At 68.0% G+C, this 15,708-nt stretch carries 12 protein-coding genes; 2 read left to right on the top strand and 10 right to left on the bottom strand.

Annotated elements, in window-relative coordinates; all coding sequences use genetic code 11:
- Positions 1-159 precede the first annotated feature (159 nt).
- On the top strand, positions 160-777 hold the full coding sequence (locus ACU6P3_RS16815) for a GNAT family N-acetyltransferase (RefSeq protein ID WP_447193045.1): 618 nt from the start codon (positions 160-162) through the stop codon (positions 775-777).
- 147 nt (positions 778-924) lie between these two features.
- Here ACU6P3_RS16815 and trxA read toward each other — a convergent pair whose 3' ends face one another.
- The 7 genes from trxA to ACU6P3_RS16780 all read right to left on the bottom strand — a co-directional run bounded on the left by trxA (position 925) and on the right by ACU6P3_RS16780 (position 10,442).
- Positions 925-1,260 (bottom strand): thioredoxin, encoded by a 336-nt coding sequence (trxA, locus tag ACU6P3_RS16810; protein WP_030744338.1) that lies wholly within the window; start codon positions 1,258-1,260, stop codon positions 925-927.
- Between the two features lie 41 nt (positions 1,261-1,301).
- The gene (gene trxB / locus ACU6P3_RS16805; RefSeq protein WP_447193044.1) at positions 1,302-2,276 is read right to left on the bottom strand and encodes a thioredoxin-disulfide reductase; all 975 of its coding nucleotides are present in this window, start codon (positions 2,274-2,276) and stop codon (positions 1,302-1,304) included.
- 119 nt (positions 2,277-2,395) lie between these two features.
- Positions 2,396-3,403, bottom strand: a complete 1,008-nt coding sequence (locus tag ACU6P3_RS16800) for an RsmA family anti-sigma factor (protein WP_447193043.1) — start codon at positions 3,401-3,403, stop codon at positions 2,396-2,398.
- Positions 3,400-4,104 (bottom strand): RNA polymerase sigma factor SigM, encoded by a 705-nt coding sequence (gene sigM / locus ACU6P3_RS16795; protein WP_447193042.1) that lies wholly within the window; start codon positions 4,102-4,104, stop codon positions 3,400-3,402. Before sigM ends, ACU6P3_RS16800 begins: the two co-directional genes overlap by 4 nt.
- A gap of 24 nt (positions 4,105-4,128) precedes the next feature.
- Entirely contained in the window at positions 4,129-5,832 is a 1,704-nt protein-coding gene (locus ACU6P3_RS16790; protein ID WP_447193041.1) for a protein kinase family protein, read from the bottom strand.
- A 119-nt stretch (positions 5,833-5,951) separates the two neighbouring features.
- Positions 5,952-8,087, bottom strand: a complete 2,136-nt coding sequence (murJ, locus tag ACU6P3_RS16785; protein WP_447193040.1) for a murein biosynthesis integral membrane protein MurJ — start codon at positions 8,085-8,087, stop codon at positions 5,952-5,954.
- 45 nt (positions 8,088-8,132) lie between these two features.
- On the bottom strand, positions 8,133-10,442 hold the full coding sequence (locus tag ACU6P3_RS16780; protein ID WP_447193039.1) for a DUF6049 family protein: 2,310 nt from the start codon (positions 10,440-10,442) through the stop codon (positions 8,133-8,135).
- A gap of 210 nt (positions 10,443-10,652) precedes the next feature.
- On the opposite strand from ACU6P3_RS16780, the gene ACU6P3_RS16775 reads away from it, so the two are divergent.
- Positions 10,653-12,119, top strand: a complete 1,467-nt coding sequence (locus ACU6P3_RS16775; protein WP_447193038.1) for a CCA tRNA nucleotidyltransferase — start codon at positions 10,653-10,655, stop codon at positions 12,117-12,119.
- A gap of 66 nt (positions 12,120-12,185) precedes the next feature.
- Here the strand turns inward: ACU6P3_RS16775 and ACU6P3_RS16770 are convergent, their stop codons facing one another.
- The 3 genes from ACU6P3_RS16770 to ACU6P3_RS16760 all read right to left on the bottom strand — a co-directional run bounded on the left by ACU6P3_RS16770 (position 12,186) and on the right by ACU6P3_RS16760 (position 15,453).
- Complete coding sequence (locus tag ACU6P3_RS16770; RefSeq protein ID WP_447193037.1) at positions 12,186-13,454, bottom strand: MFS transporter; 1,269 nt, start codon at positions 13,452-13,454, stop codon at positions 12,186-12,188.
- A gap of 142 nt (positions 13,455-13,596) precedes the next feature.
- A complete protein-coding gene (locus ACU6P3_RS16765; RefSeq protein ID WP_447193036.1) occupies positions 13,597-14,679 on the bottom strand; it encodes an inositol-3-phosphate synthase in 1,083 nt (360 codons plus the stop codon).
- Between the two features lie 57 nt (positions 14,680-14,736).
- A complete protein-coding gene (locus ACU6P3_RS16760) occupies positions 14,737-15,453 on the bottom strand; it encodes a PadR family transcriptional regulator (protein ID WP_030744360.1) in 717 nt (238 codons plus the stop codon).
- Between the last annotated feature and the right edge of the window lie 255 nt (positions 15,454-15,708).

Below are 15,708 nucleotides of genomic sequence, written 5' to 3'. Positions count from 1 at the left end.
CTGACGGGAACCCGGCTCGCCTTTTCTGTCTCTCGGTGTGCCAGGAACCTATGGGTGGATACGATGCGTTGTGTACGGCGCAGCCATCCTGCTTCGGGAACGGAGTGCGCCGACCGCTGCCCGCGGAGCGGCAGGTGAAGGAAGTGAGGATCAGCCTCCATGGGGCGTCGGCTCGTACCGCTCACATTGGACAACCTTCCGGACCTCCCCGGACGTTGCCGCGCATGTGTCTTCTGGGAGCTGGATCCGGTGCGCGGAGAGGCTGCGGTAAGGGCAGGCAGAGCGGCGGAGGAAAAAGAAGCATGGATCTCCGCGGTCCTGCTGGAGTGGGGATCCTGCGGCCGCGTCGCCTACGTCGATGACGTGCCGGTCGGCTTCGTGCTATACGCACCGCCGGCGTATGTGCCGCGCTCCATGGCCTTCCCGACGAGCCCGGCGTCCTCGGACGCCGCACAGCTCATGACGGCATGGATCAGGCCGGGCCACCAGGGCCAGGGGCTGGGACGCGTACTGGCTCAAGCGGTGGCCAAGGATCTGCTACGCCGGGAATTCAGAGCGATCGAGGCATTCGGCGATGCCCGGTGGAAGGGTTCGGCGTGTGTTCTGCCCGCTGAATATCTGCTGGCCGTGGGCTTCAAGACCGTTCGTCCTCATCAGCGGTACCCGCGTCTGCGGCTGGAGCTGCGGACCACGCTGTCCTGGAAAGAGGACGTAGAGCTTGCACTGGACCGGTTGCTGGGCGCTGTGAAGAAGGAGCCCGCGCTGCGGCCGCTCTGAGGCGGCCATCGGCCGAATCGCCATACGCCCATAACGGCGGGGCAGCGCTTGTCCGTGCTTGCGCATAAGAAAAGAAACGGACTCGCCTCCTGCCGGAGGCGAGTCCGTTTCACGTGAAACATTGAGCAGCAGGTCTCGGCCGCGCCTTTACTTGTGGCTGATGAAGTCTTCCAGGTCACGTACGAGCGCGGCCTTGGGCTTGGCGCCGACGATGGTCTTGGCAACCTCGCCGTTCTGGTAGACGTTCAGCGTCGGGATGGACATGACGCCGTACTTGGCAGCCGTGGCCGGGTTCTCGTCGATGTTGAGCTTGACGACCTCGATCTTGTCGCCGTGCTCGGCCGCGATGGCCTCCAGCGACGGGGCGATCTGGCGGCACGGTCCGCACCAGGCGGCCCAGAAGTCCACCAGTACGGGCTTGTCGCTCTTGAGGACGTCCTCTTCGAAGGAGTCGTCGGTCACGTGCTTCAGGTCGCCGGCCACGGCGGCCTCCTTACCTTGTGGGTTGGGTGGGGATGAGCGAGTCAGACGGTCGCGGTCTTTTCCGGCTCGGCAGTCGTCTCGCTGTCGCTCAGGGCGGCGAGGTAGCGCTCCGCATCCAGCGCCGCGGAGCAGCCCGTGCCGGCAGCGGTGATCGCCTGGCGGTAGGTGTGGTCGACCACATCACCGGCACCGAAGACACCGGGCTGGTTCGTCCGTGTCGACGGGGCATCCACGGTCAGGTAGCCCTCGCTGTCCAGATCCAGCTGGCCCTTGAAGAGCTCTGTCCGCGGGTCGTGGCCCACGGCGATGAAGAGCCCCGTCACGGCGAGCGGCGAGGTCTCGCCGGTCTTGGTGTTGCGCAGGGTCAGTCCCGAGAGCTTCTGCTCTCCGTGGATCTCGGCGACCTCGCTGTCCCAGGCGAACTTGATCTTGGGGTCTGCGAAGGCACGGTCCTGCATGGCCTTCGAGGCGCGCAGAGTGTCCCGGCGGTGGACGATCGTGACGGACCTGGCGAAGCGGGACAGGAAGGTGGCTTCCTCCATCGCCGTGTCGCCGCCGCCGATCACGGCGATGTCCTGGTCCTTGAAGAAGAAGCCGTCGCAGGTGGCGCACCAGGAGACGCCTCGTCCGGAGAGCGTGTCCTCGTTGGGCAGGCCGAGCTTGCGGTGCTGGGAGCCGGTGGTGACGATCACGGCCTTGGCGCGGTGGACGGTGCCGGCCGTGTCGGTGACCGTCTTGATGTCGCCGGTGAGATCGACGGCGACGACGTCGTCCGGGACCAGCTCCGCACCGAAGCGCTCGGCCTGCGCCCGCATGTTGTCCATGAGGTCCGGCCCCATGATGCCGTCGCGGAACCCAGGGAAGTTCTCCACATCGGTGGTGTTCATCAGCGCACCACCGGCGGTGACGGCTCCCTCGAAGACCAGCGGCTTCAGCGACGCGCGCGCGGTGTACAGCGCGGCCGTGTAGCCGGCTGGTCCGGACCCGATGATGATCACGTTACGGACGTCGGTCACGGGTTTGTTCCTCGTCTCTACAGCAGACTGCCTACTGGGGCCGGATCAACGACTGTCACCCCATCCAACGGATCCTAAGGGTCTCGCATTCCCCAGGTGTCGCGGCCGGGAGGGTGTCGTCAGCGGCGGGGGTAGGAGTGTGTCAGCAGCAGCTTGCCCTTGGCCTCGGGGGCGCTGTCCACACATGCCGCATCGACCACGTACGCCTGGACCTGAGTACCGTCGGCGAGGTGCGGGAGGACGACGAGATAGGCGCGGCTGCCCTGGTAGGTGCCCTGCTCGGCGGCCAGGGCAGCATCGGTACGTCCGGTCCCCTGCTGGATGCAGGGCGGCACCACGGCCTTGGGCTGGAGGAGGGGCGTGTTCTCAATACTGCGGTTGCTGGTGGAGCCGCCGTCCCGTCGGGCCGGGGACTCCTGGGTCGTCGGTTCGGCGGCGAGGAGTGCTTCCACCCGACGAGGCAGACGCGTGTCCGAGAACTCGTTGCTGCCGTCCCCCGTGGAGGCGCTGACCTCGGAGCGGGCCTGCTGGTCCGCGCTGCTGTCCGTGGTGGCGGAGTCCCCTGTCTGGAAGAACAGCACGCTGACGCCCAAGGCGGCGCATCCGAAGACGGTGCCCAGGATGGCGGTCCGCCTGCGCCGCCGCTCTGCCGCCTTGCGACCAGGGCCGGTGGACGCCTTCGGGTGACCAGCGGGGCGCGTGGTTCGTACGGGCTGCCCGACGGCCTCCGTGGACGGGGCGGTGACCCGTACGGACTCGGTGGGGGCGGTCGACTCGGTGGATGTTTCACGTGAAACATGCGCGGTGGAGGCGGACGGTTCTTCGGAGGTAGAGGTGTCGGGCATGCCGGACGCCTCATTGTCGGGCGCTGTTGACTGGAGCAGCGCTTCTGCCGCAAGGGCGGCGTCGATACGGCCGGCCACGTCGGCCGGCATCAGTGGAGGGCCGGGCATCGTGCCGAGCAGCCCCCTGATCTCCGTCAGAGAGTCATGGACATCGGCGCAGAGGGGACAGCCGTCGAGATGATCCTTCAGGTCAGCGGCGCGGGACGGTGAGAGCAGGCCCTCGGCCAGTTCCGAGATTTCCGAGACATCCGGGTGCTGAGTCGTGTCGGTCGTCGATGTCACGCGCGCCCACCTCCGCCCTTCACTGCGGCAGGATCGCTCGGTCCTGCGTCCTTCGGCCCTGATGCCGGTGGGACGGATGCCCCCGGCGTCCGGTTCCTTCCCCGGTCGACACGGCCACTATCCCTGGCGTCTCCTCTGAGATGTGCGAGCAAAGGCAGCAGTTTGGCCCGGCCGCGGGCGCAACGGCTTTTCACCGTTCCGGTGGGCACGCCCAGGACATCGGCGGCTTCCGCCACCGGGTAGCCCTGCATGTCCACCAGTACCAAGGCGGCGCGTTGATCAGGGGGAAGTGTGGCCAGCGCCGCCAATAGCTGGCGATGCAGGTCCCGCCGCTCGGCGGGCGCCTCGGCCGACTCCTGGGGCTCGAGGAGCTGCTCCAGCCGCTCTGTGTCGTCTACGGGAGACGTTTTCCGGGAAGCGGCTTTGCGGGCCCGGTCCAGACACGCGTTGACTGTGATCCGGTGGAGCCAGGTGGTCACGGCGGACTGGCCACGAAACGTGTGGGCTGCCCGGAATGCGGAGACGAGCGCGTCCTGGACGGCATCGGCCGCCTCTTCCCGATCGCCCAGCGTGCGCAGCGCGACGGCCCAGAGCCGGTCCCGATGACGCCGGACCAGCTCACCGAAGGCATGCGGATGACCCGCCACATGAGCGCCCAAGAGATCGTGATCGCTCGCATCGCCGAGAGCGGCATCGTCCAACGGTGGCCCCCTCCCCTGTTCCGGTCAGCTGGTGACCTGGATCTCCGAGACCTTCCCGCGATAATTGCCTCCCGGTTCCGAGGGAAGGTCGGTCAGCCAGACGAGAACGTATCGCGTCTTGAGCTCCTTGCCGGGCTTGAGCGCGACTTTCTCACCGGATCCCTCGGCAACCTTGGAAAAGGCGTCCAGAGAGGTCGGCTCGGACTGGGTGTCCGCGGACGCGGCCCTCAGCTCCACGCCTGTCGTGCCGCCCAGGAACGAGACATCCACTGTGCCGACCTGCTGGACCTTGCCGAGATCGAGAATGATGCCGACACCGGACTTGAGGCGGCCGAAGTCGGAGCTGAAGTAGGCGCTCGTATGCCAGGAGGTGCTGGGATCGCCGTCATAGGCCTTCTGGAGGTCTTCGGGGTTCTCGGACTGGTCCTGGCCGAGGGGGTCGAAGTCACGTGCATTGACGATCTTGATCGGCTTGCCGGGCTTCGTCGCTGACTTGTCGTCGTCGTTCTGGGTGCTCTGCTGCGTGGGAGTCGGGTCCGCGGACTCGTCGCGGTTGAGGACATGGTCGGCGACCTGCCAGCTGCCGAGGCCCAGCGCGGCGATGAGGAGCGCGGCCACGGTCCACTTCAGGGCCTTGCCCGTGCGGCTCTGGAGCGGCGGTGGGGGAACCACCACCGGAGGAATGACGGCTGTGTGCGGCAAAGTCTGCGGCTGCCCGTACGTGCCCTGCTGGTAGGTGGTGCGCTGGTAGTCGGGCGGGGCGGTGAAGGCGGGCTCGGGGGGCCGGACGCGCGGCATCTCCGCCACCGCCGCCGCCAGCTCGTCCGGCGTGGTGCACGGCGGTTCCTGGCGGGACGCGGTGGCACCGTCATTGACCAGGGCCCGCATGGCGAGTTCCGAGAGGCCGCGATGGACCCCGGCGCGCACCTGGTCGGGGGCGATCAGGCCCACGTCCTTGGGAAGGCCGGAGAGCCCGTAGGCATCCGTCTCGTACGGCCAGCGTTGCGTGAGCGCGGCGTAGAGCAGCGCGCCGATCGCTTCCGTGTCGGTGCGCTGGGGCCGGTCGGCGCGGATCCCACGCAGCGCCGCGTTCACGGCGAGGCCCCGGATGCGGTACTGACCCGTGGATGTCCGCAGGACCGCTCCCGGGGTCAGCCGCAGATGGGCGAGTCCTTCGCGATGGGCCGCGGTCATGGCCTGGGAGACCTGGCTGACCAGTTGGTAGGCGTCGTGGGCCTCCAGCGGCCCCGCGGCGAGGAGGGCGGTGAGTTCGACGGCGTCCGGCAGCCACTCGTGGACGACATAGACGAGGTCGTTCTCCTCCACGGCGTCCAGGACCTGGACGAAGCGAGGATCACCGAGCAGGGCGGCGGACCGGGCGGCGGCCAGGACGGAGCGGGCCCGCGGATGGTCGGACGGGAGGATGTGCACCCCCACGGCCCGGCGCAGTTTCTCGTCCACGGCACGCCAGCTGCTGAATCCGTCCAGACGGGTGACGCACTCTTCCAGGCGGTAGCGTCTGGCGAGCTTGTGGCCGCTGTGCAAGTCGGGCTCGGTGCCCCCCGAAGCGGCATCCTGACGTTCGCTGCCCGCGGCAGCGCCGGATGTGTCCGCGGCGTCCTGGGCCTTCGCCACGCCGTCGGTCGTGGCCTTGGCCGCCTTGGCAGCCGACGGTTTCTCACCGCTGTTGTCGGCCACGTCGACGGCAGCCGTGCTACGTTCCGCCACCGTCGCTCCTGCCTCCCCATCCGTTGCGAACAATCTAAACGCCTAGCCAATTGTGCCCACAGTCGGACGCTATGCACGACACACGGCGACCGGCGATGGTTGCCTCCGGTGGCCCCGCTCTAGCGCCCCAGACGGCCCCGCACCATTCCGACCAGGGCGTTGAGTTCTTCGATCCGCATCTTCTTCGCCGCGACGAAGAAGATACCGAGCAGAACGACAGACCCTCCGACCAGTGCCAGCACCGAGCCGAGAGCACCGCCGCTGACGTGGTTCAGCACGAGATAGGCGACCGCGCCGGCTCCGAGGGCCCCGGGGACGCACGCCAGGCAGAGCCGGGCGTAGGTGCGCAGCACGCGACCTCCGTCCAGATCGCCGCCCAGCCGGTTCCGCAGCCGCCGCCAGGCGACGCCGACACCGACCGCGTAGGCCAGTCCGTACGCGGCGGCCATGCCGACCACGGCCCAGCGGGAGGGCAGCACCAGGTAGGCGACGGCGGAGGCGGAGGCGTTCACGGCGGCGACGATGACCGTGTTGTAGAAGGGGGTCCGGGTGTCCTCGTAGGCGTAGAAGCCGCGCAGCACGACGTACTGCACGGAGTACGGGACCAGTCCGAGGGCGAAGGCCATCAGGATGAAGCCCATCGAACGCGCGGAGTCCAGGCCGCTGGAGGAGAACATCAGGATGGACAGCGGCACACCGAGCGCGAGGAAGAGGAAGGCGATCGGGACGATCGCGACCGCGGAGTTGCGCAGCCCCTGGGAGATGTCGTCGCGCACCGCGCCGGGGTCGCCGTCCGATGCGGACCGGGAGATGCGGGGCAGCAGCGCGGCCATGACCGAGACGGTGATGATGGCCTGCGGCATGCCCCAGATCAGCTGGGCGTTGCTGTAGGCGAGGATGCCGGTGCCGTCCTCGCCGGAAGCCTTTCCGGCGGCGGTGGCGAGCTGGGTGACGACCAGGACACCGGCCTGGTTGGCGAGAACGAAGAGCACGGTCCACTTGGCGAGCTTGACCGTCTTGCCGAGCCCGTGGCCCTTCCAGTCGAACCGCGGGCGGAACCGGAAACCGGTCTCACGCAGGTAGGGCATCATCGCGAGCGCTTGGACGGCCAGGCCCAGCAGCGTGCCGATACCCAGGAGCCGAACGCCCTCCGGCGGGATGGTCCGGACGGTCATGCTGGAGTCGGCGGCGGTGCCGTACACCCAGATGAACAGCCCGAACGTGGTGATCATGACGATGTTGTTGAGGACCGGGGTCCACATCATCGCGCCGAACTTCCCACGGGCGTTCAAGATCTGGCCCATCACGACGTGCACGCCCATGAAGAAGATCGTGGGCAGGCAGTAGCGGGCGAAGGTGACCGCTACGTTGTTGGCCGCCGGATCACCCGCGATCGTGGGCGACATCGCGTGCACCAGCAGGGGTGCGCCGAAGACGGCGAGGGCGACGATCGCGCCGAGCGCCACCATGACGAGGGTCAGCAGCCGGTTGGCGTACGCCTCGCCGCCGTCGTCGTCGTTCTTCATCGACCGTACGAGCTGCGGCACGAAGACGGAGTTGAGGCCGCCTCCCACGGTGAGGATGTAGATCATCGTCGGGAGGGTGTAGGCGACGGTGAAGGAGTCACCGAGCAGTGCCGCGCCCAGCGCGGCGGTGATCACCAGGCTCCGTACGAATCCCGTGAGCCGGGAGACCAGTGTTCCGGCCGCCATCACGGCGCTGGACTTGAGCAGTCCCGCGGCCTTGCTCTGCTTCTTGGCGGGAGGCGGCGGCGCCGCGGTCTCCGGCTCCGGCGGGGACAGCACCTGGCCGGTGCCCTGCTGGTCGCGGTAGAGATGGGCGAACGCGTCCGGGGAGGGGCCCTCGTCGCCGGCCCGCGAGACCAGGTCGTCGACGCCTGTGTACTGGGTGGTGTGCGGGTTGTCGCCGTAGGGGAGGCTGGAGGGGCCGGCGGGCTCGGGGGGCGGCGTCTGGGCCCACACACGGGGGTCGGGAGCATACTGCTGAGCGGGCGGCTGCCGGTACATTTCCCGCGCGTCCGGATAGGTGCCCGGCGGGGGCGGGGGGTGCGAGGCACGGTCGTACAGAGCCTCGGTCACCGGGTCCTGTGCGGACAGGTCCTGTGCCCAGTACGGGTCCCGGTTGTAGGCGTCCTGCACGTAGGGATCCTCCGCAGGCTGCGAGGAGGGCGGAACCTGGCCTGCCGGATCGCCGCCCGCGCCCTGCCCGCGGTCACCGTCGTACGGCGCTTTCATGGTCAACCCCACCTCATCGTCCCCGGCCACCGGCCACGACATCGCTCAACGGTCCACTTTCTCACCCGCACCCGACGCGTCCGCGCTTTCCGGTCCGGTGTCCGGTGTCGGGTCACTCGGCTGCTCGGGATTCGTGTCCCTCGCGGTCTGTTCGTCGTCCGTGGACTCCGCCGCCGCCTTACGGGCCACCGCCCGCTTGCGCTGGCTGTACATCTTGACCCCGGCCAGGACGAGCAGCAGCACGCCGCCCGCGATGACCAGCATGACGGTGGGCGTGATCTCCGAGACCTTGACCTGGAACGTCATGGGGGCGCCGTAGGGCCGGCCGTCGACCGTGTAGAGCTGTGCGGTCACCTGCACCGGACCGTTGGCGTTGCCTGCCCCGGTGAACTTCACCGACTGGCTGTGCCCGCCGTCGATCTTGATCGGCTGCTCCGCGACCGCCCGGTTGCCGTCCAGCCTGAGCCGCGTGGGGTTGTCGGATTTCAGGCGCAGCACCAGGTTCTGGACACCCTGCAACAGCTGGTTCTGCACGGTCACCGGGACCGTCGCGCTACGGCCGGAGAGGGTGAGGTCGGACTTGGGGATGAGCTGGACCTCATCGGCGAGGCTCAGCAGGTAGTTCTCCACCGCGCCGCGGTACTGCTGCGCGGCCTCCGGGTCACCTCGCCAGGACGCCGACATCGCCCGGTTGATCGCGTTGCTGAAGGGGGCGGCCACCCGGTCCGGGGAACTGAGGATGGCCTTGAAGTTGTCGAGCCGGTCGGTCGTCTGCTTGATCTCGAGGAAGGCGTCGGCCGGCAACTCCTGACCGCGCAGGCTCTTCGGGTAGCGCGCGGCGCTCGGCACCTTGGTGGTGGCCTGGGAATCGGGTTTGGCCGCCGCCGCCTCGATGAGATCGGCCGGCTCCGTCCAGCGCTCGGCGTCCAGACCGCGCAGCGCGCGTGCCATGGACTGTGCCTGGGCGGCCGTCGGCATCCGCTGCGGGGCTACGACGATGCTGCGCTCGTCGCCGGGCTGCTGAAGGGTGAGGGCCAGTGACTGGGCGAGGAACTTCTGCACGGCGAGGGTGGAGCTGCCCGCCTCCGTCATGTCGCCCTGGAATGCGGTGGACAGCCGTGTGTCGGCGACGATCGCGGTGGTGCCTCCGCCGATGGGCCGAGCGGCGGTCGCCGTGTACGGCAGGTTGTCCTGGAGGCTGTCACCTCGGGTGATGATGTTGTGGGCGCCCGCCGAGGTCGCGACATCGACGATCGAGGGATCGATCGCGCCGTCCACCGGCCAGGCGAAGTCGCCCGAGGGCTTCACATGGAGGATGGTCTCCACCGTCTTCCCGGCCACATCGGTGGCGGGCTGAAGGTGGCTGAGCGCTCCGGAGACGTCCTTGCCGCGGTGTGCCAATGAGGCCAGGTCCGGGTCGGCGAACGGAAGCGCCACCACCTTGTGCCCCGCCACCGCCTTCTCCAGGGAATTCAGCCACTGGGCGGCTACGGCCTGGTTCCTGCCCGGCACGGTGGTGTCGCCGTTCCGGACCTCGTACTTGCGTGTCATGGCGTCGGCGGTGGCGATCACGTCGGGATCGATGACCCAGGTGACGGGAAGCCGACTGCCGAGCGAGACCATCTGCTCCAGCCGTCCGCCGGGCGCCAGCTCCTCGGCCAGGTCGTCGTTCTCGAAGACCGGCGTCTGCTGGTCGTCGGAACCGGTCTCCGCCGAGAGATGGGCCCGGGAGGTCAGTGGCCACAGAGTGGTGAGCTGGGTCTTCTTCTCCGTGGGATCGGGCTGCCAGGGGAGGAAGGTGCGCTGGAGACCCAGCACGTGGCTGTACGGGGCGGCGGCGGTCCGGCCGCTCAGGGAGACGTCCAGCTGGTAGATCCCGTCGTCACCGAGGCCGAGCTTGCCGACCGGTACGGAGAGGGCGAAGTCCTGGGGGACACCGGAGGCGAGCTTGGGAAAGGTCACCTTGTACGAGCCGCCGAGCGGAGCCACATCGCCGGAGGAGTTGTCGGCACGCTCCGCGGCGTCGTCGATGGCGGTCCTGCCGGACAGCCGTGGCCCCACCCGCAGGTCCACCTGAGCGTTGGTGACGGTTTTCTTGCTCTCGTTCGTCACCGTGCCGGAGATGGTGAGGGTGTCGCCCTTCACCGGCGCGCTCGGGTTGAGTGTGTCGAGCGACACATCGACGGTGCGGGAGCCGGTGGCCTCGTTCGCTGTGGGGGCCGCCGAGGCGGCGGGGGCTGTACCGGTCAGTAGTCCGGCCAGCAAGGGGGCTCCTGCGATCAAGGAGGCTGTGCGCCGCAGCCACCGGCGGGCAGGAGATGGACCGATCCCCTGGAAGTCTGCCGCCTCCGCCACGCGCTCGCCCGTCTCTCGTCGTCGTCGGTTGCCATAGGTGGTTGTCGATTGCCGCGTCCACGCATGGTAACGAGACGCGCGGGGGTGAAGTGCTGGGGACCGCCCCACATGATCGGAAGATTCTCATGCTCCGCCGCAAACCCGCGCATCGGTCGTCCGGGCTCGAAACGGGGACGCCGGCGAGGACGGCGGCACGTACCCTTTTCTGTTGTGCCGAACGCCAATGAAGACAATTCCAGTGCACTCAGCCAGGTGCAGCGCCGCGCGGTCAGTGAGCTGCTGAGAGTGTCCCCCGTCGCCGATGAGCTCGCGCGCCGATTCCAGGAAGCCGGATTCGGTCTCGCCCTGGTCGGAGGCTCGGTCAGGGATGCTCTTCTCGGCCGGCTCGGCAATGACCTGGATTTCACCACCGACGCCCGTCCCGAGGACGTTCTGAAGATCGTCAGGCCGTGGGCGGACGCGGTGTGGGACGTGGGGATCGCCTTCGGCACGGTCGGCTGCCAGAAGGACGCACGGGTGGGAGACGCTGATCAGCGTTTCCAGATCGAGGTGACGACCTACCGGTCGGAGGCGTACGACCGGACTTCACGTAAACCGGAAGTGTCCTACGGGGACTCCATCGAGGAAGACCTCGTGCGCCGGGATTTCACAGTGAACGCGATGGCCGTCGCGTTGCCGCAGAAGGACTTCATCGACCCGCACGGTGGGCTGGAGGATCTGTCGGCGCGTGTGCTGCGTACCCCTGGCACGCCCGAGGAGTCCTTTTCCGACGATCCGCTCCGGATGTTCCGTGCCGCCCGGTTCGCCGCTCAGCTGGACTTCGAGGTGGCCCCGGACGTGGTCGCGGCCATGACGGCCATGTCCGACCGCATCGACATCGTCTCCGCCGAGCGTGTGCGGGACGAGCTGAACAAACTGCTTCTCTCGGCTCACCCACGCCAGGGCCTGGCGCTGCTCGTCGACACCGGTCTCGCCGAGCGAGTGCTGCCGGAGCTTCCCGCGCTGCGGCTGGAGAGCGACGAGCACCACCGGCACAAGGACGTCTACGAGCATTCGTTGATCGTCCTGGAGCAGGCCATCGACCTGGAGGAGGACGGCCCGGACCTGGTGCTGCGGCTGGCCGCGCTGCTGCATGACATCGGTAAGCCCAGGACCAGGCGCTTCGAGCAGGACGGACGGGTCTCCTTCCATCACCACGAGGTCGTGGGCGCCAAGATGGTCAAGAAGCGGCTCTCCGCTCTCAAGTACTCCAACGAGATGGTCAAGGACGTCGCCCGGCTGGTGGAACTGCATCTGCGGTTCCACGGATACGGCACGGGCGAGTGGACCGACTCCGCGGTTCGGCGCTACGTGCGCGATGCGGGTCCTTTGCTGAGTCGGCTCCACAAGCTGACCCGCTCGGACTGCACCACGCGGAACAAGCGCAAGGCGAATGCGCTGTCGCGGGCGTACGACGGTCTGGAAGAGCGCATCGCTCGGCTCCAAGAGCAGGAGGAGCTGGATTCCATCAGGCCTGACCTCAACGGCAACCAGATCATGGAGGTGCTGGGCGTCGGCCCGGGGCCGGTGATCGGATCTGCGTACGCGTTCCTGCTGGAGCTGCGGCTGGAGAACGGGCCGATGGAGCATGACGCGGCCGTTGCCGCACTCAAGGAGTGGTGGGCCAAGCAGGGCTGACGTGGTTCGGGTCGTGTTTCACGTGAAACACGACCCGTGCGACGGCGACGCGATCGGGGTGGTGTTTCACGTGAAACACCGCTCTTTTCGTGCCCGGGTAAGGGCGACGGCCACTGCTCCGTAGAGGATCGCGACCGTCACTACGAGCGGAGTCGACCGGCCGTCGGGTGGCAGCATCAAGGCGGCCAACCCTGCGGCGCCGACGAAGGCGACGTTGAAGAGGACGTCATAGAGGGAGAAAACTCGGCCTCGGAAGGAGTCGTCCACCGACGTCTGTACGGCCGTATCGGTGGCGATCTTCGCTCCCTGGGTGACCAGCCCGAGGACGAACGCGGCGACGAGCGTAGGCAACGGCGCGAAAGCCAACCCCAGGGCGGGTTCAAGGAGGGCGGCGGTTGTCGCGCAGAGTCCTATCCAGCCGTGGGGGCCGAAACGTCCTCCGCCCCAAGGGGTGATAACTGCGGCTATGAAGAAACCTGCTCCCGAGACAGCGACCGTGATCCCGAGCAGCGCGAGTCCGTCGGCCTCCCGCGTCGTCCAGCCGTACCGGCAGAGCATCAGCATCATCACGGTCAGTGCGCCGTAGCAGAAGCGCATCACCGTCATGGCGGCCAGCGCCTGAGCAGCGGCCGGACGCTGTGCGAGATGGCGCAGACCGCTGGTGAGTCCGCCGACGGTGAAGCGGAGCGCGACCCCCAGTCGGGGGCGGCCCGACAGCCGTTCCGGGCCGAGCAGTTCGCGTGCCAGTGTGAGGGAGGTGAAGGCGCCACAGAGATAGAGGACAGCGCTCAGCAGCATGACGGTGGCGTCGGAGTCCACCGTGGTCAGCCGTACGACAAAGGCGAGTCCGCCGCCCGCCGTCGCGGCAAGGGTGCCCGCGGTGGGAGACAACGCGTTCGCGAGGACGAGATGGTCCTCGTCGACGACCCGTGGCAGGGCCGCCGACAGGCCGGCGAGAACGAAACGATTGACGGCCGTCACGGACAGCGCCGCGATATAGAAGAGCCAGTCGGGTACCGGGGCGAGGATCAGCAATGCCGTCACGCCCGCCAGGAGAGCTCGCAGCAGATTCCCGTACAGGAACACCTGGCGGCGCTGCCAACGGTCCAGCAGCACGCCGGCGAAGGGTCCGACCAGGGAATACGGCAGCAGGAGTACGGCCATGGCGGAGGCGATCGCGGCGGCCGAGGTCTGTTTCTCGGGTGAGAAGACGACATACGCGGCGAGCGCCACCTGGAAGACGCCATCCGCTCCCTGGGAGAGCAGTCGGACCGCGAGCAGCCGACGGAAACCGCCGAGGCGTAGCAGCACGCGCAGATCACGCACGACAGGCATGTGAGCCAGCGTCACATACGTCAGGTCGGGAGATGCGAGAAGGGTCGTCGGACGGATGGTCCGACGACCCTTCTCGTAGAGGCGTGCGACTCAGGCAGCGACGAACTCCCGGCCGCCTCCTGCCTGGTCCGCGTGTGCGTCCTTAGCGGTCGACCTCGCCCTTGATGAACTTCTCGACGTTCGCACGGGCCTCGTCGTCGAAGTACTGCACCGGCGGGCTCTTCATGAAGTACGACGACGCGGAGAGGACGGGGCCGCCGATCCCGCGGTCCTTGGCGATCTTCGCCGCACGCACGGCGTCGATGATGACACCCGCCGAGTTCGGCGAGTCCCAGACCTCGAGCTTGTACTCCAGGTTGAGCGGGACGTCACCGAAGGCGCGGCCCTCCAGCCGGACGTAGGCCCACTTGCGGTCGTCCAGCCAGGCGACGTAGTCCGACGGGCCGATGTGGACGTTGTCGGCCCCCAGGTCGCGGTCGGGGATCTGAGAGGTGACGGCCTGCGTCTTGGACACCTTCTTGGACTCCAGGCGCTCACGCTCGAGCATGTTCTTGAAGTCCATGTTGCCGCCGACGTTCAGCTGCATCGTACGGTCGAGGATGACGCCCCGGTCCTCGAAGAGCTTCGCCAGGACCCGGTGCGTGATGGTCGCGCCGACCTGGGACTTGATGTCGTCACCGACGATCGGGACACCGGCCTCGGTGAACTTGTCGGCCCACTCCTTCGTGCCGGCGATGAAGACCGGGAGCGCGTTGACGAACGCGACCTTGGCGTCGATGGCGCACTGCGCGTAGAACTTCGCGGCGTCCTCGGAACCGACGGGGAGATAGCAGACGAGTACGTCGACCTGCTTGTCCTTGAGGGTCTGGACGATGTCCGCCGGCTCCTCGGCGGACTCCTCGATCGTCTGGCGGTAGTACTTGCCCAGACCGTCCAGGGTGTGGCCGCGCTGCACGGTGACGCCCGTGGACGGGACGTCGCAGATCTTGATCGTGTTGTTCTCACTGGCGCCGATGGCGTCCGCCAGGTCGAGCCCGACCTTCTTGGCGTCCACGTCGAAGGCGGCCACGAACTCGACGTCCCGGACGTGGTAGTCGCCGAACTGGACGTGCATCAGCCCCGGGACCTTGGCCGCCGGATCGGCGTCCTTGTAATACTCGACGCCCTGCACCAGTGAGGCGGCGCAGTTGCCCACGCCGACGATGGCTACGCGAACCGAACCCATTCCGCATGCTCCCTGTGTCTCAGTGTTCATGACGAGACCCTGCGGACGCGCAGGACCTCACTTGGCGGTGTCCGCGGACGGATCCGGCGGGCCGGTACGCCCCGGAGGCGTGCCTCCGGAAGGCTCGGCGTCCCGGTGCCGGGGCAGGTCGCCCGCTTCTCCGGATGTGCTTTTCCGCGTGGCGGGGGGTGCGGACGGTGACTGCCTCTGGTCCCGTCCTGCCCGCTCGCTCTCGATGAGCTCGTTCAGCCAGCGCACCTCGCGCTCCACGGACTCCATGCCGTGCCGCTGCAACTCGAGGGTGTAGTCGTCGAGCCGCTCGCGCGTACGGGCGAGAGAGGCGCGCATTTTCTCCAGCCGCTCCTCCAGCCGGCTGCGGCGGCCTTCCAGCACGCGCATCCGCACCTCGCGCTCCGTCTGCCCGAAGAAGGCGAAGCGGGCGGCGAAGTGCTCGTCCTCCCAGGAATCCGGGCCGCTGTTCGACAGCAGCTCCTCGAAATGCTCCTTACCTTCCGGCGTCAGCCGATAGACGATCTTCGCCCGCCGCCCCGCGAGCGAGGCGGCGCGCGCGTCCTCGGGAGCACTGCCCGGCTCCTCGATCAACCAGCCGTTGGCGACCAGCGTCTTGAGGCAGGGGTAGAGCGTCCCGTAGCTGAAGGCGCGGAAGATCCCCAGCGAGGTATTGAGCCGTTTGCGCAGCTCATAGCCGTGCATCGGGGACTCGCGGAGGAGGCCGAGGACGGCGAACTCAAGGATGCCCGAGCGTCTGCTCACGTCCGGCCTCCTCGTCGGTCCACGGCTGTCATCCCGTGCTGATGTATCGACTCGATACATCCAGACGATAGATCGGACCGGCAGTCGCGACAAGGGAGGTCATCGTGAACGGCGTCACATCAGTAATTCTCCGTAGGCAACTTGCCTGATTTGGGGTGAACTTGCGCACTAGTAGGGTTTTGGCCGTGCGTAGTCTGTGCGGCATGCAGACCACCGGGAACCGAGCGACGCCGCCGCGCGTCAAGACTGTCGGCT

It is taken from the genome of Streptomyces hebeiensis, assembly GCF_052983195.1.
This window is presented reverse-complemented; position numbering and strand designations above follow the sequence as displayed.

Bases quoted from the DNA above. Each gene is read 5' to 3' on its own strand.
- ACU6P3_RS16765 (WP_447193036.1), bottom strand. From the start codon at position 14,679: ATGGGTTCGGTTCGCGTAGCCATCGTCGGCGTGGGCAACTGCGCCGCC.
- ACU6P3_RS16770 (WP_447193037.1), bottom strand. From the start codon at position 13,454: ATGCCTGTCGTGCGTGATCTGCGCGTGCTGCTACGCCTCGGCGGTTTC.
- ACU6P3_RS16815 (WP_447193045.1), top strand. From the start codon at position 160: ATGGGGCGTCGGCTCGTACCGCTCACATTGGACAACCTTCCGGACCTC.
- murJ (WP_447193040.1), bottom strand. From the start codon at position 8,087: ATGAAAGCGCCGTACGACGGTGACCGCGGGCAGGGCGCGGGCGGCGAT.